General features: G+C 31.5%; 23 protein-coding genes and 1 pseudogene. 4 read left to right on the forward strand and 20 right to left on the reverse strand.

All coding sequences use genetic code 11. From position 1 onward, the window contains the following. Window positions 1–182: 182 nt before the first annotated feature. From B9N53_RS09580 to B9N53_RS06190, 9 genes are all read right to left on the reverse strand, one after another. A complete protein-coding gene (locus B9N53_RS09580; protein ID WP_242432427.1) occupies window positions 183–1,367 on the reverse strand; it encodes a TVP38/TMEM64 family protein in 1,185 nt (394 codons plus the stop codon). 12 nt (window positions 1,368–1,379) lie between these two features. Continuing rightward, window positions 1,380–2,123, reverse strand: a complete 744-nt coding sequence (locus B9N53_RS06155) for a YdjY domain-containing protein (protein ID WP_094204156.1) — start codon at window positions 2,121–2,123, stop codon at window positions 1,380–1,382. A 92-nt stretch (window positions 2,124–2,215) separates the two neighbouring features. After that, window positions 2,216–2,725: a hypothetical protein gene (locus B9N53_RS06160; RefSeq protein WP_002835680.1), complete on the reverse strand. Its 510-nt coding sequence runs from the start codon at window positions 2,723–2,725 to the stop codon at window positions 2,216–2,218. Beyond that, window positions 2,725–3,171 carry a DUF4430 domain-containing protein gene (locus B9N53_RS06165; RefSeq protein ID WP_225559912.1) on the reverse strand — a complete coding sequence of 149 codons (447 nt, stop codon included), beginning with the start codon at window positions 3,169–3,171 and terminating at the stop codon, window positions 2,725–2,727. The genes B9N53_RS06160 and B9N53_RS06165 overlap by 1 nt, the downstream gene beginning before the upstream one ends. 2 nt (window positions 3,172–3,173) lie before the next feature. Continuing rightward, window positions 3,174–4,751 (reverse strand): ASKHA domain-containing protein, encoded by a 1,578-nt coding sequence (locus B9N53_RS06170; RefSeq protein WP_094204157.1) that lies wholly within the window; start codon window positions 4,749–4,751, stop codon window positions 3,174–3,176. Continuing rightward, the gene (locus B9N53_RS06175; protein WP_094204158.1) at window positions 4,732–5,760 is read right to left on the reverse strand and encodes an MtaA/CmuA family methyltransferase; all 1,029 of its coding nucleotides are present in this window, start codon (window positions 5,758–5,760) and stop codon (window positions 4,732–4,734) included. The genes B9N53_RS06170 and B9N53_RS06175 overlap by 20 nt, the downstream gene beginning before the upstream one ends. Before the next feature lie 7 nt (window positions 5,761–5,767). Beyond that, entirely contained in the window at window positions 5,768–6,421 is a 654-nt protein-coding gene (locus tag B9N53_RS06180; RefSeq protein WP_094204159.1) for a corrinoid protein, read from the reverse strand. A 1-nt stretch (window position 6,422) separates the two neighbouring features. Next, window positions 6,423–7,205: a uroporphyrinogen decarboxylase family protein gene (locus B9N53_RS06185; protein WP_094204160.1), complete on the reverse strand. Its 783-nt coding sequence runs from the start codon at window positions 7,203–7,205 to the stop codon at window positions 6,423–6,425. After that, window positions 7,198–8,076: a GTP-binding protein gene (locus B9N53_RS06190; RefSeq protein ID WP_242432428.1), complete on the reverse strand. Its 879-nt coding sequence runs from the start codon at window positions 8,074–8,076 to the stop codon at window positions 7,198–7,200. Before B9N53_RS06190 ends, B9N53_RS06185 begins: the two co-directional genes overlap by 8 nt. A 382-nt stretch (window positions 8,077–8,458) precedes the next feature. On the opposite strand from B9N53_RS06190, the gene B9N53_RS06195 reads away from it, so the two are divergent. Together B9N53_RS06195 and B9N53_RS06200 are read left to right on the forward strand one after the other, a co-directional pair. Continuing rightward, window positions 8,459–9,532, forward strand: a complete 1,074-nt coding sequence (locus tag B9N53_RS06195; RefSeq protein WP_094204162.1) for a uroporphyrinogen decarboxylase family protein — start codon at window positions 8,459–8,461, stop codon at window positions 9,530–9,532. Then, the gene (locus B9N53_RS06200; RefSeq protein WP_094204163.1) at window positions 9,519–10,841 is read left to right on the forward strand and encodes a Na+/H+ antiporter NhaC family protein; all 1,323 of its coding nucleotides are present in this window, start codon (window positions 9,519–9,521) and stop codon (window positions 10,839–10,841) included. Before B9N53_RS06195 ends, B9N53_RS06200 begins: the two co-directional genes overlap by 14 nt. Window positions 10,842–11,013: 172 nt before the next feature. Here the strand turns inward: B9N53_RS06200 and B9N53_RS06205 are convergent, their stop codons facing one another. From B9N53_RS06205 to B9N53_RS06240, 8 genes and pseudogenes are all read right to left on the reverse strand, one after another. Then, window positions 11,014–12,405: an ABC transporter ATP-binding protein gene (locus B9N53_RS06205; protein ID WP_094204164.1), complete on the reverse strand. Its 1,392-nt coding sequence runs from the start codon at window positions 12,403–12,405 to the stop codon at window positions 11,014–11,016. Further along, window positions 12,402–13,130, reverse strand: coding sequence for an energy-coupling factor transporter transmembrane component T (locus tag B9N53_RS06210; protein WP_094204165.1), 729 nt, complete (start codon window positions 13,128–13,130; stop codon window positions 12,402–12,404). The genes B9N53_RS06205 and B9N53_RS06210 overlap by 4 nt, the downstream gene beginning before the upstream one ends. Continuing rightward, the gene (locus tag B9N53_RS06215) at window positions 13,130–13,720 is read right to left on the reverse strand and encodes an MptD family putative ECF transporter S component (protein ID WP_044566331.1); all 591 of its coding nucleotides are present in this window, start codon (window positions 13,718–13,720) and stop codon (window positions 13,130–13,132) included. The genes B9N53_RS06210 and B9N53_RS06215 overlap by 1 nt, the downstream gene beginning before the upstream one ends. 30 nt (window positions 13,721–13,750) lie before the next feature. Then, window positions 13,751–15,472 (reverse strand): ABC transporter ATP-binding protein, encoded by a 1,722-nt coding sequence (locus B9N53_RS06220; RefSeq protein WP_094204166.1) that lies wholly within the window; start codon window positions 15,470–15,472, stop codon window positions 13,751–13,753. Then, entirely contained in the window at window positions 15,472–17,238 is a 1,767-nt protein-coding gene (locus tag B9N53_RS06225; protein ID WP_094204167.1) for an ABC transporter ATP-binding protein, read from the reverse strand. Before B9N53_RS06225 ends, B9N53_RS06220 begins: the two co-directional genes overlap by 1 nt. Window positions 17,239–17,348: 110 nt before the next feature. Then, window positions 17,349–17,963 carry a TetR/AcrR family transcriptional regulator gene (locus B9N53_RS06230; RefSeq protein ID WP_094204168.1) on the reverse strand — a complete coding sequence of 205 codons (615 nt, stop codon included), beginning with the start codon at window positions 17,961–17,963 and terminating at the stop codon, window positions 17,349–17,351. A gap of 299 nt (window positions 17,964–18,262) precedes the next feature. Then, window positions 18,263–18,883, reverse strand: coding sequence for a DNA alkylation repair protein (locus tag B9N53_RS06235; RefSeq protein WP_094204169.1), 621 nt, complete (start codon window positions 18,881–18,883; stop codon window positions 18,263–18,265). A gap of 49 nt (window positions 18,884–18,932) precedes the next feature. After that, window positions 18,933–19,421 (reverse strand): annotated as a pseudogene (locus B9N53_RS06240) (terminase TerL endonuclease subunit); the annotation flags it as partial. Window positions 19,422–19,612: 191 nt separating this feature from the next. Between B9N53_RS06240 and B9N53_RS09235 the strand changes: the two are divergent. Together B9N53_RS09235 and B9N53_RS09245 are read left to right on the forward strand one after the other, a co-directional pair. After that, complete coding sequence (locus tag B9N53_RS09235) at window positions 19,613–20,143, forward strand: IS110 family transposase (RefSeq protein ID WP_199797382.1); 531 nt, start codon at window positions 19,613–19,615, stop codon at window positions 20,141–20,143. A gap of 261 nt (window positions 20,144–20,404) precedes the next feature. Continuing rightward, on the forward strand, window positions 20,405–20,680 hold the full coding sequence (locus B9N53_RS09245; RefSeq protein WP_275542211.1) for an IS110 family transposase: 276 nt from the start codon (window positions 20,405–20,407) through the stop codon (window positions 20,678–20,680). A gap of 235 nt (window positions 20,681–20,915) precedes the next feature. Here B9N53_RS09245 and B9N53_RS09200 read toward each other — a convergent pair whose 3' ends face one another. The 3 genes from B9N53_RS09200 to B9N53_RS06255 form a co-directional block, all read right to left on the reverse strand. Next, on the reverse strand, window positions 20,916–21,053 hold the full coding sequence (locus B9N53_RS09200) for a hypothetical protein (protein ID WP_192867071.1): 138 nt from the start codon (window positions 21,051–21,053) through the stop codon (window positions 20,916–20,918). Between the two features lie 464 nt (window positions 21,054–21,517). Continuing rightward, entirely contained in the window at window positions 21,518–23,254 is a 1,737-nt protein-coding gene (locus tag B9N53_RS06250; protein WP_094204170.1) for an ABC transporter ATP-binding protein, read from the reverse strand. Further along, entirely contained in the window at window positions 23,254–24,969 is a 1,716-nt protein-coding gene (locus B9N53_RS06255; protein ID WP_094204171.1) for an ABC transporter ATP-binding protein, read from the reverse strand. Before B9N53_RS06255 ends, B9N53_RS06250 begins: the two co-directional genes overlap by 1 nt. Window positions 24,970–24,971: the final 2 nt, after the last annotated feature.

Raw genomic sequence — 24,971 nt, forward strand, 5'->3', positions numbered from 1 at the left:
ATCCTCCTATGTATTTCTATATCGTTATAGAAAATGATTTCATAATTAAATTTTAATTCTAAAAAGTTTTATTGTCAAATTTATTTATTCCATTATCAAAATAAAGTGTAGAATTTTTATTATCAGAATAAAATTTCGCAAAAAAAAATCATAGGCCAAATCAATGACCTATGATTGTAATTTTATTCTACTACTTTTCCGCCTTTTTTCTTTTGTTTATCGTTGTAAACTTTCTTAGCTATACCAATCATGATTGATAATGCGAACAATGTCAAAAGTCCCAAGAAAAGTTTTTGCGCTCCACCAGTCAATGTTCCTCCAACATATGAATAAACAATTGTTGCCGGTAATTGACCAATTCCAGTCGCGATGAAGAATGGCCAGAATCCCATGTTAGTAAGACCTGCTCCATAACTTACAAAGTCGAATGAAACGAATGGTAAAAGTCTACAAATTAAAATTGCATATTTTCCATATCTTTCGAAGAATACGTCAACACTTTCCATCGCACCTTTGCTTGTAAGTCTTTCAACAGCATCTCTTCCCAAAGCTCTGGCTAAGAAGAAGCAAAGTGCAGCTCCTGCCATCGCTGATGACCAAGAAAGCATAGCTCCCTTAACCCATCCAAATATTGCAGCATTTGATAAAGTAATCAAGAATGCTGGGATAGGGGCCGCGATTGATTGTAATATCATTAAAACAAATGATACGACTGCTGCTTGTTTTCCGTAAGATCTCAAATATGCTACTACTACATCAGTGTCTAATTTTGAAATCGTAGAGAAAGCCTCATTAGTTTTTGCTTTGATTGATGGTACGAAGAAATATAATCCCAACAACACTCCAAGAATAATTAAAGCGATAATTCTTTGGATTTTTCTCTTGTGTTTAAGTTCTGCTATTTCTTCTGGTGTTTTTTCTTCTCTTAAATCGCTAAGTTTAACTTCTTCTTCCTTCATTGCTTTACGTTCTTCTCTAGTGTAGAATTTTTGGTATTTCTTTTGAGTAAGAACTATATAAAGGTTGATTAAGTTAATCACAACGACAACTATAATTGTAGGAATAAAAATATTCTTAACCGGTCCATGATACATCACAAATTCTTTTACAATGTAGATAAGACTTTGAGTTTTCCCACCTATAAGTGCAATTAAGAATATCGCTGCTTCCAAAGCGAAGAATACATATCTGTTGATATTTGTATAAGCAATTCCTAGTATCAGTCCAAAAGCCGTAAAGATAAACATTACTAGCTGCTGACTAACCATCATTTCGTAGTTTACGTTGAATAATAATAGTAGACAACATAAAACCCCGATGGCTACGCCCGTAGTTAAATAATAAAATATCGCCCTTAACTTTTTCACTTGATACCTCTATTAATCTTCAAGAGTGTAAGTTACTGCTACATAAGTTCCATCTTCTGGAAGAACGTCTGGATTACCAGTAAATTTAACTTCGTTTCTCTTTTCTACAGCACCATAAGTGTATGTTGTGTTAGAAATAATTCCTACTGGACAAGAATCCAAGCAAGTTAAGCAACCTGTTTTCTTAGTTTTTGCTCTTTCTAAGTTGCCACCAAATCTAAAATCAATTTTCTTTCCATTGCTATCTTTGATTACTTCGTTGATATCATAATCTTTTCCAGCGCCTTCCCAAGTTACAGTAGCGCCAATTTTTGATCCTTCAACGTGAGTTGTTGTAGCGTTGTCTGGGTTCATATTTTCACCAGGTTTTGCACCGATTTCGATTAATGCATTGTAGAATTCTTCTGGAGTAGCATAAGCAGTAAGAACTGATTTTGCTCCGTTACTTCCGTCAGTGTTTACAGATGCGTGTCTTGTTGCTTCTGTAAAATATTTACCATTTACAGAAGATAAAACTGTAATTTTCTTAGCTTCTTTGTCAACTTTGATTGGGTTTTTCAAAGAAACGCCGTTTACTTCGTCATCTGCTTTCTTTTCTTCTTTGTTTTCTTCCTTCTTAGAATCATCTTTAGCTTGTTCAGTTGTTTGAGTATTTTTTGTTTCTTCTTTTTTATCGTCTGCTTTTTGTGAACAGCCAGCTAATCCTACTATTGCTAGACATAAAAATCCAGCTACTAATTTTTTTCTTAAATTCATAATTCATCCCTCCATTATTAAAGTGATTTAATTATATCATATAGATTTAATCTTGTATATAATTTTAAATTTAATAAATTTTTATCGCATTTTTAGTTCATAATTTTTTTCTTGCCGGTAATATAATCTTCCAACTTGTATATCAGAAAAATGTATATAACCGCATTTCCAATCATGTGGTTAATGTCGAAAGGAATTGATGTCATGTATCTTGCAATGAATACATTCATTCCCATGACAGTCATGCATTCCATCAACGTGATTATAAGTCCATACAAAAATCCCGACACAGATAATGCGATAGTTTTCGTTACCAATGTTTTTTTCAATTTAAAAACATTAAAAATTGCATAGTTAAATACAGCCAAGATGAAAAAGTCTACCACTTGGAACAAAACCCATATTCCAAACCCAAGCACAAAACTTGTGACTACCATCGTGACTGCATTTACAAATAGTGACTCTTTTAGGTTTTTTTCAATTGCAAGTATCAGTATGACATCCGACAAGATTTTTACATTCGGAATTATATTCAAATATATTCTTGTCAGGATGCATACTGCTGATAATATTGCAATTCTAGTCAAATCACTAGTCTTCATTATTTCATTTCTTGAAATTTGAATTCTATCTTGTCGTTTTCGTTAACTTTGTAATCGCCGATTCCTACTTCTGCCATCTTGTCGTTAACATAGTACATCCAGTATTGTTTCTTAGCTGGATCTTGTTTTACGCCTTCCAATTCAGTCATCATACCTTTTTCAAAAACTGCTTTGTGATTTTTTTCAAGGTAAGATTGCAAGTTTTCATCTTTTTTGATTTCTGCATCTTCTTTTAAGATTTCTTTGTTGTTAACTTCATCCATTACAACGATTGAAACCTTAGTAGCTTCACTCTCAGATGCTTTTTCTTCTGTTTTGTTTTCGTCTGTTTTTGCTTGTTCTTGTGTTTGTTCTGTTTTTTGTGGTTCTTGGGCCTTATCTTTGTCAGCGTTACAAGCTGTCAATGAGAACACAAGCATCATCAATACCAATAATTTTTTCTTCATAATCATCTCTCCTTTGGAAATTCCATCGCCTTAGCGAATATTTTTTCATAGTCCTTTGTCATTGATAATTCTATATAATTCATATCTTCAGCAAGAGTGGACATTTCTTCTTTTATTTTATCATTCATTAAACACATGTACGCTCCTATTAAAGATGAATTACCTACATAACTTATTTTGGATTCAATTTCGTAAGGCAGAATTCCCACACCTACGATTGATGATGGTTTCAAATGACTTCCGAATTGACCTGCGACAATACATTCGTTCAAATCAGAAATATCCAATCCCTCTTCATCCAAAAGTTTTATAAAACCAGAAAGTATCGCTCCTTTTGCAAGTTGTACTTGTCTGATGTCAGATTGCGTGATAACAAGTTCATCAGTCATCATGAACTCTCTTTTATCATCTACAATTCTTACCAAATCTTTTCTAAAATCATCGACAGAGTTTGGATCGATTATTCTTCCTCTTTTGTTGACGATTTTATTTCTAACAATTTCGCTGATTACAGAAAGAATACCACTACCACAAATTCCTTTTGGAGGTTTGTCGCCGATTGTTTGTAATTTGACATCTGACCCGTCGATTACAACATCTTCAATAGCTCCTTGTTCTGCTCTCATTCCACATTTTATATTCATACCTTCAAGTGCAGGACCAGCTGCACAAGAACAACAATACAATTTGTCATTAGTCTTCAAAACTATTTCGCCGTTTGTACCGATATCAATAAACAGTGTGTTTTCCCTGTTTCTCATATCTGTAACATAAGCACCAGCAACTATGTCTGCTCCGATATACGCTGAAACATTTGGCAAAGTGTACAACTTTGCGTCCAAATTCAGTCCAATATCTTCGCACATCACACTCTTTGCTTCAGTGAAAACTGGTTTGTAAGGGAATTTCCCCAAGCTTCTTGCATCCACTCCCAAAAGCATGTGAACCATTGTAGTGTTAGCCGCAATGTCCACTTCTTTGATATCTTTTCTGTCGATTTTTGATTCGACAATCATCTTGTCTATCAATTTATTCATAGAACTTACAATGCTGTGTTGAAGAATTTTCGCTGCATTTTCATTTTCAAACTCAAACGTAATTCTCGTAAGCACATCCAGGCCGTACTTTGTTTGCGCATTAAGTGCAGAGTTTTTCGCAATGATATCTCCAGTTTTCAAATCTACTAAGTTCATGCACACAGTTGTAGTACCGATGTCCACACAAATTCCGTAGCCGTCCCTGTATTGTTTTTCAAACTCTGGCATATCTCCTGAGTCAAGCACATCTATGGAGCTGTTTTCGCTCAAAGTTTCCACTATGACATCGCCACTCATTGTAACTGCACAAGAAAGCCTAATACCATTTTCGATTTCTTCTTTTTTAAGAAGTCTTTTTTCGGTATCAGTGATTTCGTTGACATTTCCTTCTATGATTTTAATCTTGCACTTACCACAAGTTAGCTTACCATTGCATGAGTTGTCGATGTAGACGTCATGTTCAAGCAAAGCATTCATCAAATTGTAGCTTTTGTCGTCTTCTAATTCAATTGTTCTGTTTAAATTATTTATTCTTATCTTCATAATCGTAATTCTTAGATGCTGTTATTATTGATTTCAAATTTTCAAGTGGCGATCTCATACCTATTCCACAAGCTGGAGATAGAATATTTGATCCGTTGTTTACTGATATTTTTGCCAATTTTTCGATTTTTTCGCTGTCTGAATATTCAAGCGCATAAGTCGACACATTGCCCATCAACACGTGATGCTTCAAAACTTTCTTTGCATCTTTCAATGAAACGATTGAATCGAAGCTCAAGCAATCAGAGTGAATGTCATTGCACAAATCAAGTACAGGAGTCATTCTTCCACATATGTGGACAATTTTTGGAACGTCTTTGATTCCATCCAAAAACTTATTCAAATATTGTACAGTGAATTCTTTGAAAAATTTTGGTCCCATAATTTCACCAGTACCAGAAGGATCTGAAACTGCGATCACATCTGCTCCTGCGTCTATTTGTCTATTGGCAAATTCTATTAAATGATCTGTAACGTAATCCATAAATTCGTGAACTCTTTGTGGGTCTTTTCTAAGAGCCTTGTAGTATTTTACAGAATCCATTATTGATGACGCAGTGCTAACAGGGCCTGTGATATTCCCAATAATTGGGGCGTTTTTTTCTTCGTCCTTCAAGATTTTAATAGCCTCAATCACGATATCGCTTCGGGAATCTTCTTTCTTGAAATCTTTGATTTTTTCCCAATCTTTGATATTATCGAATGCGTATTCGATAACATGTGGTTCGTAAATTTCATTTCCAAAATCGACAACTGAACCCATATCTTCAGCTTCAATCGTCATGCAGAATGGAACTCCAATATTTTCGAAAATTTTTTCGTCGTAGATAGCTTTCGCCAAATCAGCCATTTTCCTAGAATCCAAGTGAGCTTCCGGAAGGTAAATATCTTTCAATTCCATTAGCTCCTTGGATATCATATTCATCATTCCACCCGGACAAATCACAGGAATTCTATCGATGAAAATATGATTTAACGCATTTTTTAATCTATCTTTTTCGTTAATCATCTCTATCCTACTTATCTTTACCAACTAATTTCTTAGCAGCTTCCACAGCTTCTACAGCATTTTCAGTGTAAGAATCTGCGCCAATCTTATCTGCGAATGTTTGAGAAATAGGACCTCCACCAATCATAACTTTGAATCTATCTCTAAGTCCTTGTTCTTTTAACATTTCGATAACTTTACCCATGTTGTCCATAGTAGTTGTCATCAAAGTTGACATACAAATCAAATCAGCGTCGTTTTCAACTGCTGCATCGATGAAGTTTTGCAATTTAACATCACGACCCAAATCGATCATCTTAAATCCTGCAGTTTGCATCATCAATTTAACCAAGTTTTTGCCGATATCGTGAGTATCCCCTTCAACAACTCCGATTACTCCAACTCCAAGAATATCGTCGTCGTTCATTTCTACGTATTTTTGTAAAACGTCCAAACCAGCATACATGGCATCACTGCAAAGCAAAATATCTGTGATGAAATATTCTTCTTCATCAAAAAGCTTACTTGCTTGTTGCATACCTTTGATAAGTCCGTCGAAGATACCTTGCTTAGCATCGAATCCCTTGTCGATATATTCTTGACACACCTCAGCGATGTCTTCGTCTTCCATTTCTACTACCATTTCTGCCATTTTATCCAAATATTCTTGTTGTGTATTCATACTACCTCCTAATTATTATCTCATTTATTTTCTTAAATTTCTTATCTGACAAATTCATACATCTATCGCCGAAAATCTTATGTTCTCCTTCAAATAAGAAATCAACATATCTTTGTTCTTCGTCTTTTTCAATTGGTCTGAACTCTGCCTTGTCCAAACTAATCAAAGCCATCGTGGATTTTGGACATAAGTGAAATTTGAATGGTTTGTCGATGTTTTCGATATCTTTCAAAAACTTCATCAAAAACTCATCCACATACAATTGCATTTGTTTCGGACCAATAATATCAGCACCCGCCAAACTGTCGGAAAAACTAATCAATCTAATACCACTGTCGACTAATTTTTCGATGTATTCAACCAAAGCTTTTCTGATTTCATCGTAAAGCTCGACGATTTTGTCGTGTTTTTTTCTGAAAGATCTAAAAACAACCTCAGAGCTTGCCAAGTTATCCAATATAACCAATGGACCGGCAACCTCCACGATAACTCTCTTTTCGTCCTTCATTTTATCGATCGCTTCAAACAAAGCTTTCACATGTTTTTGATTGTAATCAAAATCAATCACAATATCATCCACATTATCGTATTTGTACTTGCTGACTTTACCAAGTTCAGCGACAGCACCCATGGCTTCTGATTCTAGTGTCGAAGACATAGGAATACTTGCATAATCCTTGTCCTTAAAATGTTCTACCAAACAATCCGCATCTTCAAATAATCCCGGATCAGTGATGGGCGTCGTTTCCATTATAATACAATTATAAGTTCCAACTTTACTCATTATTCACCTCGATTATTACAAAATCATCGCTATCAGATATTGAATCTGATACTTCCAATCCACTCAAAGTTTTGCTAACGAAAACTTTCTTATCTGCAATCTCTACATTTCCCTTGGCTCTCACGATACTTTTTGAATCCAAAAACTTTTCCAAATCATCTTTTGAATTGAATTTCAATTTCTTTTGAACATTGGTCTTAAATTTGGAATCTTCGTGAGAATGTTCACCGTGTTCGTGATGATGATGTTTGCCACAGCATTTGTGACCGTGACCGTGACAACAACATTCGTGTTTGTCTTCTTTCTTGTTGTCAGCAAATTCACTCACAATATCTTCTGGATTCATTTTTCTGAAGTCTTCCTTATGAATAATTGCATTCTTGTTAAATTGTTCGATTGACTTCTTCACTTCTTCGATTTTTTCTTCTTCCAAATTTTCAACGTTCGTTATGTATATTATATCAGCATTTTTGATTTGATCATTGAAAAATTCTCCGAAATCATCGTGAAAGCAAATGTAACTGTCGCAATCAACAATTGTCACGCATTTTTGGATTTGCAAATTCTCTTCGTCTTTTAAAACTTCCAATATATCCGTTAATTTAGCAACTCCTGTAGGCTCAATTATGATGTATTCAAATTGGTCTTTGTCGATTTTGTGAATAATTTCCTTAAAATCGCTTTTCAATCCACAGCAAATACATCCCGAATTAATTTCAATTATATCGTCGTTTTTAATCAACATTGAATCAATACTCACATCTCCAAATTCATTTTCCAATACCAAAGTATTTTTGTTGAATCCCAAAATGTGATTGATAAAAGTTGTCTTGCCTGAACCTAAAAAGCCCGACACTATTACTGTTTTCATATTATCACCCATTTTTATTTTAACATATTTGATATTGAATATTGCCCAAATAATAATGACTTATTGGATAATCAAATAAATCAATTTTTCGTTTTTTCTAAAGTAAATACTTTTGCTAGATAAATTTTTATGATTAAATGTAGTTTAATATTTGATTTGTCATATAGGAAATCATTATTAAAAAAATAGATTCAGTTTCATTTCAATTTTATTAATAAGAAATTTCATTTTCATTTATTTAAATTTTTATTAAATTTAAATGAATAAAAAATACTACTTATAAAATATTTCAATAAATGACTGAATTTTTCTATGATAAAATTATAATGCAATTTATAACAATAAATTTATTTATTTAAAAAATCAAAAAAGGAGGATTTATATGTTCAAAGATGAGATGACTCCAAAGGAGAGAATGGAGGCCTTCTCAAAAGGTGAAGAAATGGACAGAATTCCAGTTGTTCCTGATATGGGCGTTACTATGAGTGACTATTTGGGATATAAGACTTGGGATTATTATTCAAATTCTGATGTAATCGCCGATACGGAAGTAGCTTTGTTCAAAAGGTTCTACCACGATTCTATCAGCGTGTCCACTACTTTAAGAGGAATGGCAGAAGCCATGGGAACTGAAATTTGGTATCCAGAAGATGGTATTTCACAATTAAAAGAACCAGTTGTGAAAAAGGTCGAAGATATCGAAAAATTAAAAATCATCAATCCATTAAAAGATGGAAAGCTACCAGTGTTGATCGAAGCATTGGAAAAAATCAGAGACCAAGTCGGTGATGTTGCATCAATCGGTGCTGCAATGACTGGACCATTTTCTGTTGCGGCAAGTGTTTTGGGAACTGAAACTTTACTTCGTTGGATGGTTAAGAAAAAGGATGCTCTTCATAAAATTATGGACATCATTACTATTAACAACGGAGAATATATTAAGGAAGTTGGCAGTAGAGGATTCGGAATGGGCTTTGCCGATCCAGTTTCAAGTACTACTTTGATTCGTAAGAAACAATTCGAAGAATTTTCACTTCCATATTTAAAGAGAAACATTGCAGACGTTAAAAAATACTGCGGTTCTTCTGCAGGTTTGCATATTTGTGGTGACTCAAAAGATTTGTGGCCATTATTAAAAGATTCAGGAATTGGTAACTTCTCATTGGACAACTGCGAAAGTTTATTGGAAGCTAAGGAAATTCTTGGTAACGACATTGTTATCACAGGAAATGTTCCTCCAGTAGATGTTATGTACTTAGGAAATACTGAAGATGTTAAAAAATCTGTAAAAGAATGTATCGACATCGGTTACGATTCTCCATGTGGATATGTTTTGTCAACAGGTTGTCAAATTCCAAAAGGAACAAAAATGGAAAATATCGACGCGTTCATGGAATACGGACGTGAATTCGGAAATTATAAAAGATTAAAGGAGCTAAAAAATGAAACCAAGTAAAAAAGCACTTCTTCCACTTGTAGTGTTCGTGCTATTCTATGTATTATCAGGTGTAGTACTATCACTTCGTGGAGTAGAAATGCCATTCTATCAAATTCCTTCACCTATTTCTATAATGATTGGTGTTGTTGTAGCATTCATTATTTTTGAAGGAACTATCAACGAAAAAGCCGACGATTTCGTAAAAGGTTGCGGCGATGAAAACATAATAATCATGTGTATTATTTACTTATTAGCTGGAGCGTTCGCTCAAGTTACTAAAGCAAGTGGCGCAGTAGAATCTGTTGTAAACTTTAGTTTATCAATCGTTCCTGTAAACTTCTTGGTACCAGGAATTTTCTTGATTTCTACATTCTTGTCAATTGCAACTGGTTCATCAGTAGGATCAGTAGTAGCATTGGGACCTATCGTTTTTGGTGTTGCAGAAAAAGTAGGAATCAACCCAGCACTTATGCTTGCAGCTTTGATTTGTGGAGCAATGGCAGGAGATAACTTGTCATTGATCTCAGATACAACAATCGCAGCTACAAGAACACAAAATATAGGAATGAAACAAAAATTCGTAATGAACTCAAAATTTGCCTTCCCAGCAATTATAATTTCTACAATTATTTTCGCAATCATTGGAAGACCAGAAACAACAATCACAATGGTTAAAGAAAGCTACAACTTAGTTTATGTAATTCCTTATCTATTAGTAATCGTAACAGCATTAATGGGAATGAACGTATTATTGGTATTATTCTCTGGTACATTACTAGCCGGAATCATCGGAATGATTTACGGAAAATTCGACACAATTATGTTGTCAAAAACAATTTTCGAAGGATTCACAGGAGTATTAGAAATCTTCTTACTATCAATGTTCACTGGTGGTCTTGCTTACATGGTTAGAAAACACGGCGGTATTGATTGGATCATTATGAAAGTTAAAAACAAAGTTAAAGGTACAAAAAGTGCCGAAGCTGCAATCGCAGCATTAGTTGGACTTACAAACGTAGCCGTAGCAAACAACACAGTATCTATTTTGATTACTGGACAAGTTGCATCTGAACTTACAAAAGAATACGATGTAAAACCATCACGTGTTGCATCACTTTTGGATACAACAAGCTGCGTTATCCAAGGAATTATCCCTTACGGAGCCCAAATCTTAATAGCATCTGGACTTACTGCAGGAAAAGTTGCACCAACAGATATCATTCCATTCCTAGTTAACCAATACGTATTATTGGCAATGATGATCCTAACAATCATCACAAGATTTGGAACAAATTCAGATCCTGCCACAGAAGTTGCAGATGATTAATAGCAAACAAGAGGGTGTGTCAGAATGATTAAATTTTGATACACCCTCCTCTAAATTAAAAAAATTATAAAATTTATATTATTGAGTATTATAAAAAATACTATTCACAACTTCTCGTTTTTCTTGTGTTTTTATCATATGTCCCTCTTGTAATTTACTAATATGTGCATTTTCATAAATAAGTGAAATCAATTACTTTATCACAAACTGATTCTAAAAACTCAATATCATGTGATATTATTAAAATTAGTCTATCTTTTTTCTTTACTTTTTTTATATTCTTAGCGACTATTTTCATATTTCTATAATCTAATCCACTGGTTGGTTCATCAAAAAATAAAATCTTCTTACCAGATAGCAAGGCAGATAAAATAATCACTCTTTGTTTTTGTCCTCCAGATAAAGTGTGTGGATTTCTATCAATAATATTTTCAAGTTCCATATCTTTTAAGTAAGTATTTACGATATTTTTATCTCTAATTTTTGATGTTAATAATATTTCATCAAACACAGTGTCAGTAAATAGTTGATAGTTTACTTCTTGCATAACAAGCAAACTTTCTTTTATCCTATTTCTTCTATTAAATCGCCTATTATCCTTTAAAATCTCTTCATCGTTTGTTTTGTATAGTCCACATACAATTTTTGCAAATGTAGATTTACCAATCCCATTTTCCCCAACAATTCCAATTATATTGCCATAAGAAAATTTAAGATTATCAATAGATAAAATTGTTCTAGCATTTCTTTTAAAAATCAAGTTTCTTATTTCTAATGAGGATTCCTCATTGAAACTCTCCTCATTATTAACTAGGTTTATATCTTTATAAGAAGAGTGCCTAAGTCCCGTTTTCAAACGTTCATCTTCACTTAACTTTTCAATTTCTTCCATATTGTATTCTCTAATAATTTTGCCATCTTCCATATAGATTGCTCTATCTACTATGTCTTTTAAATACCACAATCTATGTTCTGCAATAATTATAGTTTTTCCCATAGCTTTAAGATTTTCAATTGTCTGTGATAGCTCTTTCATTGATTTGATATCTAAACTTGAAGATGGCTCATCAAGTACAAATATTTCAGGACTTAAAGCGTAAGTACTTGCAATGGCAATCTTTTGCTTCTCGCCTCCTGAAAGGTTGAATATATTTTTATTCATTAGTCTTTCAAGGCGAAGGTCTTTTTCAACTTCTGTAATTCTTTTATTAATTGTTTCCGTATCTATACCATAATTTTCTAAACCAAAAGCGATCTCATCTGTAGTATTAGTTGTATAAAACTGAGTTTTAGGGTTTTGAAAAACTGAACCTACAAATTTGGATAATTCATGTATTTCAGTTGTAAAGGTATTAATGCCATTTACTCTAACACTTCCACAAATATCCCCATCATAAAATTCAGGAATGATTCCATTAATAAGCTTTAATAGGGTAGATTTTCCACATCCACTCTTACCACACAGAAGAATACATTCTCCTTTTTTTATTTTTAAGTTTATATCTTTTAATGAATAATTAGCTCCACCCTTATATTTAAAGCTTAATTCTCGAATTTCAATCATAAATCCCACCCTAAAACTTTCATAAATATTACTGTTGATAAAATCAAAATCATAAGAGCTAAAACACCAATATCATTTTTTCTAAACTTAATTAGGTATCTACTTGTTTTTTGAACAGGCGCATCAAGTCCTCTTACAATAGCCGACTGAGATAACTCATCACCCATTTCTATAACACTTACAAAAAGAGGGACAAAAAAATACTCCATAATCAGAGTAGGTTTTTCTAATAAGTTCTTTAAATTAAAATTGATTCCTCTAGTTTTCATTGCCATATTAATGTGACTCCATTCATCCCTAATTGTAGGAAAACATCTAAATAATACAGAAATCATTATGAGAGAGTCTTTTGAAAATTTTAATTTTTGCAAAGTCGATACTGCAAGAGAGGCAGATGTAGAATTTAAGATCCATTTTCCAACAATAATACAAGGTAAAAACTTCCTTCCAATTGCAAAAATAAATAAAAGTAGGTTTATGAGAAAATTTATGTTCAAATGTACTAATGATTTCTCTAAAATTACACTTATCACAAAAAACAGAATATATCGTAAGGCTGATTTTTTATAGCCATCGCTAATAATAATTGCAAGAAAAAATGATGTTATTAGACTTTGATAGATTAAACCAAATCCTAAAAAAATTAAAATATTCGCAACTATAAGCAAAATAAGTTTTGTCCTGAGGTCATATTTTGACCCCAGAACAAACTTTGCATCATCCATCATAATACTCCTGCGGATTTAAGCTTTTTATTTAGTATTTTCTTTGTAAAGTAAGAACCTAACAAAGAAAATATAAATGTTCCAATAATCATAACTGGTAACATCCATATTGGTGTCCAAGCCCTTACAGTATTACAAAAGCTTTGATCTAAGCCACCTTTTATTACACTTTCAAAAAATGCTTCTCTCATAATCCAAATTGGTAAGAACCCACCAAATAAGTTTAGAGAAAAAAACATATGACTAATTGTGTTTTTCTTAAAATTAGTATAATCTCCACCTTTTGCTATAAGCATAGCTATTATTCCAGCTGGTATTGCAACTAAAGGAGCAATTGGGATATGTCCTGTTGCAACCAACAATATACTTGGAAGAGTAGCTGCAATTACAATTGCCGTACCTGATTTTGTTTTTGCAAGAAGCATATGATAGGTTGGTGCAGCAAGTAATGCTACAAGCATAGGCATTAGTAAAAATAATACAGGAACAGGCATAGATATTGCTCCTATAACTAAATAAGTTACAAAATAAAGTGCTATTAAAACACCTGCTGTAATTGCATTTTTTGATGATTTCTTTTGTGTTTTCATTTTCTTTTTCTCCTTTAAAATTGATTGTTACTATACAATCTTCCATTCTTTTGACTTCTCTTGATAATTCCATAAGTCTTTATACAGACCGTTATTTTTAATTAGTTCTTCATGTTTTCCTACTTCTTCTACTTTTCCCTTATTTAAAACAACTATTTTATTTGCACCCATAACACTTCTTAGCTTATGAGCTACAACTATCACCGTTTTATTTTTAATTAAATTTGAAATTGCTTCTTGTATGATAAGTTCATTCTCGGGATCAAGCGAAGATGTCGCTTCATCGAGTAATATTATTGGAGCATCCTTTAAGATCGCTCTTGTTATGGATATTCTTTGTTTCTCACCTCCAGATAAAGTTGCTCCTCCTTGACCAATCATAGTATCAAATCCATTTTCCTTTTTTATTATAAAGTCATATGCCCCTGCCATTTTTGCTGCATTTATGATTTTATCTTTACTAGCATCTTCATTTCCAAATTTAATATTGTTATAAATAGTATCTTTAAAAAGATATACATCTTGAAATACCACAGAAAATTTATCCATTAATTTGTAAGGATCTGCTTTAGCTAAATCTATTCCTCCAATTTTTATTGTTCCTTCATCAGGATCGTAAAACCTTGATATCAGCTTAATTAGTGTAGATTTTCCTGAACCAGAATATCCTACAAAAGCTGTTAATTCATTCTCGTTGATATCCAATGTGACATCATCAAGAACTTTAGACTCTTTATAAGAAAATGAAAGATCTCGAATTTCAATGTTATTGCTTACTTTTAAGTCTTCTTCACCTTTCATAGGCTCTGCATTTAACAATCTTAGGATATTTTCTCCTGACACTGATGCTATTTGTAACCCATTATAATTTACAAGTGCAAGCTCTAAAGGATCAAAAATTCTTGTACCTACAAATAAGAACATTAAAAATGTGTCAATTTCTAAGTTTCCATTTAAAAATAAATAAGAACCTACTAAGCTCATCAAAGGAAGCCCTATTCTTAAAATCATACTTGCTATAGTAGTTAACGAGCCTACACCTTTCTCATTCTTAATATTTGCATCTTTAGAATCTTCAATATCTCTTTCAAGTTTAGTTAATGTTTCTTCTAAGCTATTGTAAGCTTTAAGTGTTTTTATCGTATCTAAATATTCATTTATATCCTCATCTTCTTTTATTTTTATCTTTTTTGTTCTTAAATAGATTTTTTTCTGAAAATTTTGCATAAGTCTTAACAGTAAAATAGAAATTGGTAAACCAATAAAAGTTGCTATTCCCATTTTTACATCAATTATCAAAAATAAAATTGAGCAAACAATAGCTACACATATACCACTAAAAAACTGTGGCAATTGATGAGTCACTGCTGTTTCTATTTTAAAAAAGTCATTCATAAGAGTATCTAAAATCTCCGTTGAGCTTTTGCCTGAAAGATAACCTATAGGCAGTTTTCTTATATGATCTGCTAATTCTATTCTTCCATCTGCTGCCACTTTATATCCAAGTTCGTAGGTGTATTTTGTAGCTAAATTCTCAAAGAAAATTGTTACAAAGAAAAATACTGCCATTATCACAAAATATTTCCATAAAAGATTCGTGTCTATTTTTCCTGTATTTCTACTTAGAAATAATGCTTCTACAATTTTAGCTAGTGCAATAAATGGTATAAGGTTAGAAATAGATGCTAAAATGTTTAGAACAATAGATTTTCTTATATTATTTGCCTTTCCTAAGGTAATATTTTTTATCATTATCTCTCACTCCCTTCTATATCCATTTGCCAAATATTTGTTTTTTTATAGATATCATAAAGCCTCTTGTAAATCCCATCTACGCAGATTAAATCTTCATGTTTTCCTCTTTCTACAAGTTTTCCATCAGATATTACTAAAATTTGATTTGCTTTCTCTATCGTATTTAACCTATGGGCGATCATAATAACTGTCTTATCTTTGACTAGTTCCGATAAAGCTTCCTGCATAAGATATTCATTTTCAGAATCTGCAAAACTTGTAGCTTCATCTAAAACCAATATAGGTGAATCCTTTAAGATTGCTCTTGCCACAGCAATACGTTGTTTCTCTCCTCCAGATAAATAAGTTTCCTTTCCTAAACGAGTTTCATATCCATGAGGAAGCTGTTTAATAAAATCATGACATCTTGCTTTTTGGGCTGCTCTTATAACTTCTTCTTTAGTAGCTCCTTTCTTCGCCATAGCAATATTATTAAAAACTGTGTCTGTAACAAGATCACTATCTTGAAAAACAAAAGAAATATTGTCCATTAAATCTTTTATTGAAATACTTTTTATATTTACTCCGCCAATTTCAATAGAACCTTCTAATGGGTCGTAAAATCTTGGTATTAAAGTCCCTATTGTTGATTTTCCTGCTCCTGAATATCCTACTAATGCAGTAACTTCTCCTTGTTTTGCACAAAAACTAATATTCTTTAAAACCTCTTCTTCTCCATAAGCAAAGCTTACATCTTTAAATTCAAGATTGTAGTCTAATATATCTTTATCGTTACTTCCGCTTAACATTTCTTTTTCATATATAAGCTCATATATTCTAGCCACAACTTCATTTAACAAATTCATTCCTTCTGCAAAATCTCTAAGTTTCAAAAGAGGTACACTCATAGCTGGGGCAATTATTAAAAAGAAAACAAAAGTAGTTAAAAAATCTAAGCTATAATTTTTTGATAATAAGCTTATCCCAACAGATACTATAAATGTTGCTACTGAAAGTATGAACACTCTAAAAGACACAAAACCCGGTCTTATCATTGAAGTCATAGAACTTGTAAAATTTTTATAATCATTTACAGATTTCGAAAAAGTTTTAAATGACCTAACACCAGAACTAAATATTTTAACTTCTGGCATACCTTTTACATATTCAGTAGTTGCAGAATTAATGTCATCAAGAATCTTAAAATTTTCAGCAAGTCCGCCTGACTTTATAATCTTTGCCATAATCGCAATTTGAATTCCAAGTCCTATAAGTAAAACTAACAATGTTATAAATCCTAACAACAAATTCATCTTAAACATGACAACAATCATCGCTAAAATTATTGTTAAAGTCGAAATAAGATTTGGTAATTGGTGAGAAAAATATCCTTCAATTTGATTCATATCCGAACCTAACACTTGCCTTATTTTAGACTTATTATCTCCAGTGAAAAATCCTAATGATAACTTTCCAACGTGATTCAATATTTTTTTCTTTAAATTTGCTATTAAGATATATGAAAATTTATGACATAAGATGCTGCCAACGTAGGTTAAAAGGTAAGCTAAAATTACAGCTACAAGTCCATAAATACAAAGGTTTATTGTGTTTTTATCTAATGCTCCATATAAAAACAGAGACTTAATAACCTTATATATTACTAAGATTGAGCATATACTTAGTAACATTCCCAAACTAACAAATATTATTCCACTGATAAGTCTTCCTTTTTTTACTTCACTGTAGGAAATAATATCTCCAATAGATTTCTTTTTTTTCATCTATAATATTCCTCCTTTTCTTAGAACGAGTTCGTTCATTTACCCTAAAACTAATACAAGGAAAACATACTCAATGTTTCCCTTGTAAAATACTTATATTTTGTTTTTATCTAATGAAGTCTTGGAAAAAGTTCGCTAATCACTTCAAAGGCTCCATTTGAGTTTGTTTTATTTTCTCCTTTATTGATTGAGTCAGTATATATTGTTCCAACAGCCCCATATAAAATAAAAGCTGCAAAACTTTTTACATTTTCTCTATCTATTCCCATATTGTTTTCTATTTTTTTATCTTCGATTCCTTCAATAATAAATTCAGAATAGACATCTATAAATTTTCCAATATAGTGAGTTAACTCCCAAAGCCTATACGAATTATCTGTTATTGAATTATTGAGAGAAAAATTATATTTTTTTGTAAATTGACCTATATCTTTTACTATAAGTTCTCTTAAGATTTTTATTCTTTCTTCGTAATCTATTTCCTTGTTTTGAAGTATATCTAACTTACTTTTTAATTTATCATCAAAATATGTTTCCATGCATGCCAAGAATATATCTTCTTTTGATTTAAAATAGTAATAAAACATTCCCGGAGCGCCATTAACTTCTTCGAGAATATCTCGTACCGAAACTTTCTCATACCCATACTTTTCAAAAAGTCTGGATGCTATATTTATAAGCTCCTGTTTTCTTTCTTCTGGATCTTTTACATTTCTCTTTACCAAAACATCACCACCTATTGACCGACACTCGTTCTATTAATATAGAATATCATTTTCTTATATTTTTGTCAATAGTGTCCTTAATTTATATTCTGAGTATGGTATAATTCATTTATTATAAATAAAACGCTTAACGCTTATAACTTTAACAGCAGTTAACAGCAGCAGCAAGCACAGTAAGTGTACGGACACTTACGAAAAAATTAATGGAGCAGACCTTTGATCTGAACCCGTAAACACGGAATAATTTAATAATCTTTTAAGCGGAATGTAATCTGTACATAACATGGGACATACCCGATTTATAAGTCAATAAACTTACTTGCTAACTTGTACACTTGATTAATTTCTTTACTTTGTAAGTTCCAATTAACCAATTCATTCTTAATTAACTCAGGGAATTTTTTACTGATATCTCTTAAAGCATTCCCAACCGATTTTCTTACATATTCACTCGAATCTTCTTTTAAATTGACTAATCTTTCAATAGCTTCATTCGGATTTTCTTTGAAATATGGTCTACTTGTCCATATCCTTAACCCCTCCGTTACTGCTCTCCTCGTATTCGGATTTTCATTTTCTAACCATTCATCAATTATTGGGAGTGCTTTTTCATATCCTATTTTCTTGCAAAATTCATCAAATGCCTTTGCCAATACTTCCTGAACTCTCCAATTGTCATCTTTGGAAACTTCATCTCTCATAAATTTTAAGATTTCATCGTCATCTGATAGGTGACCTAATAGAAATACGCCGTACATTCTCACTTGATATACATTAGATTTATACGCTAACAATGCTAATTTTTTAATGTATTGATTATCGCTAGACTTATAATCTTCTAGTGCTCTCTTTTCTTCCTCTTTGAATCCGTGTTCTATCAAAGAAAATTCTTCTTCTAAACTAGATATATATTCATTCAAATTAACTCACCTCAAAAAACAAGTATTAGTTATTGATATTATACCCTCATTAAAATACTATTAACCCTCTATCATCATAAACAGATTCACTTGTATCATTACTACACCTTATAGCCCTATCAAGAGCCATTATTGAAGCAATTACTCCATCTATCTTTTCTGTAGATTTTTCTTTATCTGCTTTTATATTCCCTGCAGGATCTGTTCGGATAAAAATATTATCCATCATCCACCTTAGAACTGGATTACCTCCTTGGGCTATTTTTCTTTCGAGTGTTAGTTTCATTAATTCTTTTGTTGGTGGAGACATATCTTTAAATCCTTGGCCAAAAGGAACTACAGTAAATCCCATTCCTTCTAAGTTTTGAACCATCTGAACTGCTCCCCACCTGTCAAAGGCAATTTCTCTAATGTTATAAATCTCTCCTAAGTCTTCTATAAATTTTTCTATAAAACCATAGTGGACTACATTACCTTCTGTCGTTTGAATGTATCCTTGTTTTTTTCATAAATTATAGTTTACATTGTCTCTTTTTACTATATGATAATCATAGGCTTGTGGATTGGTTATTTCTCCTATAGCTTAGACTATTTTTTAAAGGCTCCAACCACAATTCTATGTTTATTTGTTTATGAGTTAGATAACGCTAGACGTTTTATCTCGAGCAAGGATACGATACATAGTTTTTGTGGATGCCACAGCCAATTTTTCTTAAGGATGTGATTTTTATGTTTTTTGTTGGTATCGATGTTGCTAAGGATAAGCATGATTGTTTTGTCTTTAATTCTGATGGTGAAGTTGTTAAGGATGTCTTCACTTTTTCTAATGATTTAGCGGGGTTTAATTTTTTAAGATCTTCCATTCCTAATCCTTCTGAAAATTTAAAAGTGGAATTTGAAGCTACTGGACACTATAGTTTAAACTTAAACAATTTTCTTGTAAATTGTGGTTATAATCCAGTTGTTTTCAACCCTTTACAGGTTAATCTTTTCAGAAAATCTCATACGCTTAGAAAGAAAACCGATGCTAAGTTAATTGCTTCTATGCTTTCTTCCAGTGATGCTAAACCCCACTTACGTTCATCATATCATTTAGTGGAGCTTAAGTCACTAACTAGATATCGTTCTAGGTTGAAAGAACAGTTAGCTATCTTTAAAATTTCTCTTTGCAGAATTGTTGATATTATCTTTCCTGAGCTTCAGAATTGTGTTTATTCTATTAATCAAAAGTCTACTCTTGCTTTCTCAGTTTCCTTCTAGAAAAAGTATTGCTAATGCTCATCTTACTAAACTGACTAATGTTCTAAAAAACAATTCTAATGGCAAGTATGGTAGGGATAAGGCTATTTTATTTAAAGATTCTGCTATTAATTCTATTGGTACTGGTTCTGATGCTATTAGTTTTGAGCTTGTTCAAACTATTGATATTATTAATTTTTATTCTTCTAAGATTAATGAGTTAGAAGATAAGATAAAGGAAATTGTAATAGATACGGATTCTGTTCTTTTATCTGTTCCTGGATCTCTTTTACTTTAGCTTCAATCATAATGGCTAAAATTGGCGATATTAATAGATTTGATACTCCTAGTCAGCTTCAAGATTTTGCAGGTTTAGATCCTGCTACTCATCAATCTGGTAAGTTTGTTGCTAAGGATGTCTCTATGGTTAAAAGAGGGTCTCCTTATTTAAGATGGGCTCTACTTACTGCAGCTAGAACTGTAGCTATGAGAGATACTTGTTTTAAAAACTATTACCAAAAAAAAGAGCTGAGGGTAAACACCATAATGTTGCTTTAACTCATGTTGCTAAAAAACTAATTAGGGTTATTTTTAAGCTTTTAAAAACTAATTCTAAATTTATTGCTCAGAATTAAATCATTTTTATTCAATTTTGCCTAATTTACTTAGGCTTGTTTGCCATGCTTATTTTTATTTAATTGTCTTTTGTTTTTTACTCATTTTACTATTGACTTCATATAGTTAGTCTTCCCATTTTATATCTTTCTACAGTGTCATTATATCACAAGATTAATTACTTTCTATCCATCTTCTTATGATCATTTTCTAATCTGTTCTTAATTTTTGTATATTCCTTATCATTAATTAATTTAAGATCATAAAGTCTACATAACATAGCAACTCTCATACTATAAATCTTTATTGCTTGCATTTTTACCTCCTATGTAAGTTGATTTTTTTAACTTGATAAGTGGATTAAATCTGAAATATGCTAATCCCACATAAGCAACTTCAAGAATATTCACATTTCAAAGTATTTGGATTTTTATAGAAAGATGACAAAATACCCCTCACTTTATAAAGTGAAATTTGCCCTCTTTGGTAACCAGAATTTTTATTTTTCTGTAGTATTTTTGAGTTTTAATGATTAATTTAAACATAAAAAATGAGGACTTATGCTATTAGGCATAAATCCTCTTAAATGAAAGAAAGTCTTTCTAATAAGAATTGTATTTAATTTTTTAACTGAATTATATAGCTTGTAAACAGAGTAACCTAAAGAAAAAAAGTAAATTTATTTTAATTATGTTTTTTTATATTCTACCTCCATTCTCTTAGTTAAAGCTGTTACTATTCAAAATTTTCCTATTAAAATGCTTTAAATATTTTTTTCTATTAATTATTTAATCTCCATGATTCTTCCTTAGCTTTTGCATTAATCAAGTCTGAATAAAGTCCATTATTTTTAATCAGTTCTTCATGATTTCCTCTTTCAACAATTTTACCATCTTTTAAGACTAAAATCTGATCTGCATTTTTTATTGTTTTTAGTCTGTGAGCTATCATTATTACTGTTTTGTTCTCTGTTAATGATTCAATAGCTTCTTTTAGTTTATCTTCATTTTCTGGATCAATACTAGCTGTTGCTTCATCAAAGATAATTATTGGGGCATCTTTTAGCATGGCTCTTGCAATTGATATTCTCTGCTTTTCCCCTCCAGATAGACTCGCTCCCCCTTCTCCGATTATAGTTTGGTATCCGTTAGGAAGGCTTTCTATAAAGTCATGGCATCTTGCTTTTTTTGCTGCTTTTATTACTTCTTCATGGCTTACATTTTGTTTGCCAAATTTTATGTTGTTTTCAATAGTATCTTCAAATAGATATATATCTTGAAATACTGTTGAAATTGAGTTCATTAGATTTTCTATTTTGTAGTTTTTTATATTTTCTCCACCTATTAAAATTTCACCAGAGTTTACATCCCAAAATCTTGATATTAGATTACAAAATGTAGTTTTCCCTGAACCTGATGGGCCTACGATTGCCGTCATGGATTTTTCTTTTATCTTGCAGGATATGCTTTTTAATATCTCTCTTTTATCATAAGAAAAACCTACATTATTAAATACTATGTCATAATTTTCAATGGGTTTATTGATTTTTCCTTCTTTCATATCTGGCATTTCATCTATAAATCTAACGGAATCTATAGCATTTTCACAAGATCTTAGTATAGCCATATTAGATCCTGCACCTATAAGTCCTTCGAATATTATAAATGAAGCTATTATCATTAGAATAGTTTGAGCAAGTGGAAGTTCACCACTTAAATTTAATTTTATAGAAAGAAAAATCATACATACTGTTGTTATTCCCATAACAATTTTTTGAATAACAGTGTATGGAGTCACTGATTTTTCAAGATTTAAAAATGTTTTTGCTGTATCTTTTATAGAATTTTCTAACTCCCTATTGTTTTCACCACCAAGATTATAGCTCTTTATAACTTGCATACCTTTAAGTGTAGATAAAACCTCTTTTGTAAGCTTTGTTTGAGTTTCTATCATATTTTCAGCATTAGCTGAAGATTTTTTCTCCATTTTTGATGTAACTATAAAAAATACAATTACTCCCACCACTGCAACTATTCCAATCTTATAATTAAATATAAGTGTTCCTAAGACAAATACAAATGTATTTAAAACTCCACCTAATACTAAAACCAATAGCATTGGCACCCATTGTTCTGCTTGTGATAAACTAGTTGTAGCAATCGTAGTTAATCTTCCAAGACTAAAACTAGAGAAAAATCCCATTGGTACTTTTTTTATCTTTTCACCAATTTCAATTCTTTTATGAGCTGACATAAAATATCCTGCACGAGTCTGTGCTAATTGCGATGATTTTTGTGTTATTACTTTACCTATCAGAGATATTAATAGAATCACAAAACTAATAAATACATCTTTATACTCTAGAGTATCTTCAAAAATATTAACTAGCATATAGTAAATTGCAACAAATTGCAAAAGGTTAAATATTGCATGAATTAATCCTGCTACAATAGATTTTCTTATATAACCTTGTTCTTCTTCTGAAAAATTCCATATTTTTTTAAATACTTCTAACATTAATTATCACCCCTTAGATTAGCTTCGTACATATTCTTATAAATTAAAGATGAATTCAATAATTCGCCATGTTTACCTTGAGAATCAAGTTTGCCATCTTTAATGACAAATATTTCATCTGCGCTAACAATTGTCTTTAGCCTATGAGCAATTATGATTAGCGTCTTTCCTTTTACTAAATTTGCAAGCGCATTTTGAATCAAAGCTTCGTTTTCAGGATCTATATATGATGTAGCTTCGTCAAGAATTACTATAGGCGCATCTTTTAGCATAGCACGAGCTATAGAAATTCTTTGTCTTTCTCCTCCAGACAGGTGTCCACCACCTTCTCCAACTCTTGTGTCATATCCATCTGATAAATTCATTATAAAATCATGACAAACAGATTTTTGGCAAGCTTCTATTATTTCTTCATCGCTAGCATTCTTATTTCCCAGCCTGATATTATCTTTGATAGACATATCAAAAAGGTAGTTATCTTGAGAAACAAATGATATTAAAGATGACAATCTCTCAAGTGATAAATCTTTTGTATCTACTCCTCCGATTTTTATACTTCCCTTATCTATGTTCCAAAATCCAGCAATTAATTTTGCTATTGTCGATTTACCAGATCCAGATGGGCCAACCAAAGCAGACACTGAATTTGCTTTTATTTCTAACGTCAAATTATCAATTATTTTATTGTTTCCATCATAGGAGAAATCTACATTTTGAAAATCAATATTATAATTTTCTATTTCTTTTGACTTTTCAATATTTTCCAATTCTCTAGCATCCAAAATCTTACTTATTTCACCAGTTATAGTTGATATTCTAGACAAATCATCCATATAGTTCATAACTTTGATAACGCTTGAAACAGTAGCAAATGATAAAACTATTAATGTAATAAGATTTGCAGTATTGATACTATCTTTTAGATAAAATAGAATTCCAAAAGGTATAATTGTAAGAATTCCCATTGGTGATAACAGTCTTCCTATTGCAACTTTGTTCATAGATTCTTTCATCCAGTTATAATAGAAATTTGCATTATCGTAAACTGCATTAGCATACTTTTTATATGAATTTTCACTTTGATTAAAAGTTTTTATAACTTCTATTCCATTTATATACTCAACTACTGAATTATTCATATTCTGACCAATTGATACAGACTTTTTAAACATTTCTTTATAATGCTCGTTCATAACGCTTTTCATAATCCACATTCCTACTACAAATGGAATTAAGGATAAAAGGGCAAGTCTCCAATCTAGCATAAGCATATAAATTAGTAATAATATAGGTCCAACTAAATTTGCAGTAAATTCTGGAACTAAGTGGGCAAGTGAAGTTTCCATACTATCAACTTGTTCTACTATAATATTTTTCAACTCTCCAGATGATCTAGATAATACATCTCCTAATGGCATTTTAAATAGTTTTTTAGAAATATCATTTCTTATCTCACCAAGAGAATTAAATGTCGCAGTGTGGGATATATTCGTTGATATCCCTGCTGATACTTCTTTTATTACAAACATTAGTAAAATGCTTATACAAAGTGGTGTGTAGACTTTTAGATCACCCACACCTTCTATTAAATTAACTATTACTTTTGCCATATATACATATGCAAAAAGACCTGCAACTACGCCGACTATGGCTAATATAATTGATAAAAAATATGATCCTTTTCTTCTTTTCACATATTTCTTTATTAAATCCATAA

The organism is Finegoldia magna (assembly GCF_002243175.1).
GTDB lineage: Bacteria > Bacillota > Clostridia > Tissierellales > Peptoniphilaceae > Finegoldia > Finegoldia magna_J.

What these genes read in the sequence shown, in the direction of transcription:
- B9N53_RS06155 (WP_094204156.1), bottom strand. Translation starts at nt 2,123, where the DNA reads ATGAATTTAAGAAAAAAATTAGTAGCTGGATTTTTATGTCTAGCAATA.
- B9N53_RS06160 (WP_002835680.1), bottom strand. Translation starts at nt 2,725, where the DNA reads ATGAAGACTAGTGATTTGACTAGAATTGCAATATTATCAGCAGTATGC.
- B9N53_RS06165 (WP_225559912.1), bottom strand. Translation starts at nt 3,171, where the DNA reads ATGAAGAAAAAATTATTGGTATTGATGATGCTTGTGTTCTCATTGACA.
- B9N53_RS06170 (WP_094204157.1), bottom strand. Translation starts at nt 4,751, where the DNA reads ATGAAGATAAGAATAAATAATTTAAACAGAACAATTGAATTAGAAGAC.
- B9N53_RS06175 (WP_094204158.1), bottom strand. Translation starts at nt 5,760, where the DNA reads ATGATTAACGAAAAAGATAGATTAAAAAATGCGTTAAATCATATTTTC.
- B9N53_RS06180 (WP_094204159.1), bottom strand. Translation starts at nt 6,421, where the DNA reads ATGAATACACAACAAGAATATTTGGATAAAATGGCAGAAATGGTAGTA.
- B9N53_RS06185 (WP_094204160.1), bottom strand. Translation starts at nt 7,205, where the DNA reads ATGAGTAAAGTTGGAACTTATAATTGTATTATAATGGAAACGACGCCC.
- B9N53_RS06190 (WP_242432428.1), bottom strand. Translation starts at nt 8,076, where the DNA reads ATGAAAACAGTAATAGTGTCGGGCTTTTTAGGTTCAGGCAAGACAACT.
- B9N53_RS06195 (WP_094204162.1), top strand. Translation starts at nt 8,459, where the DNA reads ATGTTCAAAGATGAGATGACTCCAAAGGAGAGAATGGAGGCCTTCTCA.
- B9N53_RS06200 (WP_094204163.1), top strand. Translation starts at nt 9,519, where the DNA reads ATGAAACCAAGTAAAAAAGCACTTCTTCCACTTGTAGTGTTCGTGCTA.
- B9N53_RS06205 (WP_094204164.1), bottom strand. Translation starts at nt 12,405, where the DNA reads ATGATTGAAATTCGAGAATTAAGCTTTAAATATAAGGGTGGAGCTAAT.
- B9N53_RS06210 (WP_094204165.1), bottom strand. Translation starts at nt 13,130, where the DNA reads ATGGATGATGCAAAGTTTGTTCTGGGGTCAAAATATGACCTCAGGACA.
- B9N53_RS06215 (WP_044566331.1), bottom strand. Translation starts at nt 13,720, where the DNA reads ATGAAAACACAAAAGAAATCATCAAAAAATGCAATTACAGCAGGTGTT.
- B9N53_RS06220 (WP_094204166.1), bottom strand. Translation starts at nt 15,472, where the DNA reads ATGATAAAAAATATTACCTTAGGAAAGGCAAATAATATAAGAAAATCT.
- B9N53_RS06225 (WP_094204167.1), bottom strand. Translation starts at nt 17,238, where the DNA reads ATGAAAAAAAAGAAATCTATTGGAGATATTATTTCCTACAGTGAAGTA.
- B9N53_RS09235 (WP_199797382.1), top strand. Translation starts at nt 19,613, where the DNA reads ATGTTTTTTGTTGGTATCGATGTTGCTAAGGATAAGCATGATTGTTTT.
- B9N53_RS09200 (WP_192867071.1), bottom strand. Translation starts at nt 21,053, where the DNA reads ATGCAAGCAATAAAGATTTATAGTATGAGAGTTGCTATGTTATGTAGA.
- B9N53_RS06250 (WP_094204170.1), bottom strand. Translation starts at nt 23,254, where the DNA reads ATGTTAGAAGTATTTAAAAAAATATGGAATTTTTCAGAAGAAGAACAA.
- B9N53_RS06255 (WP_094204171.1), bottom strand. Translation starts at nt 24,969, where the DNA reads ATGGATTTAATAAAGAAATATGTGAAAAGAAGAAAAGGATCATATTTT.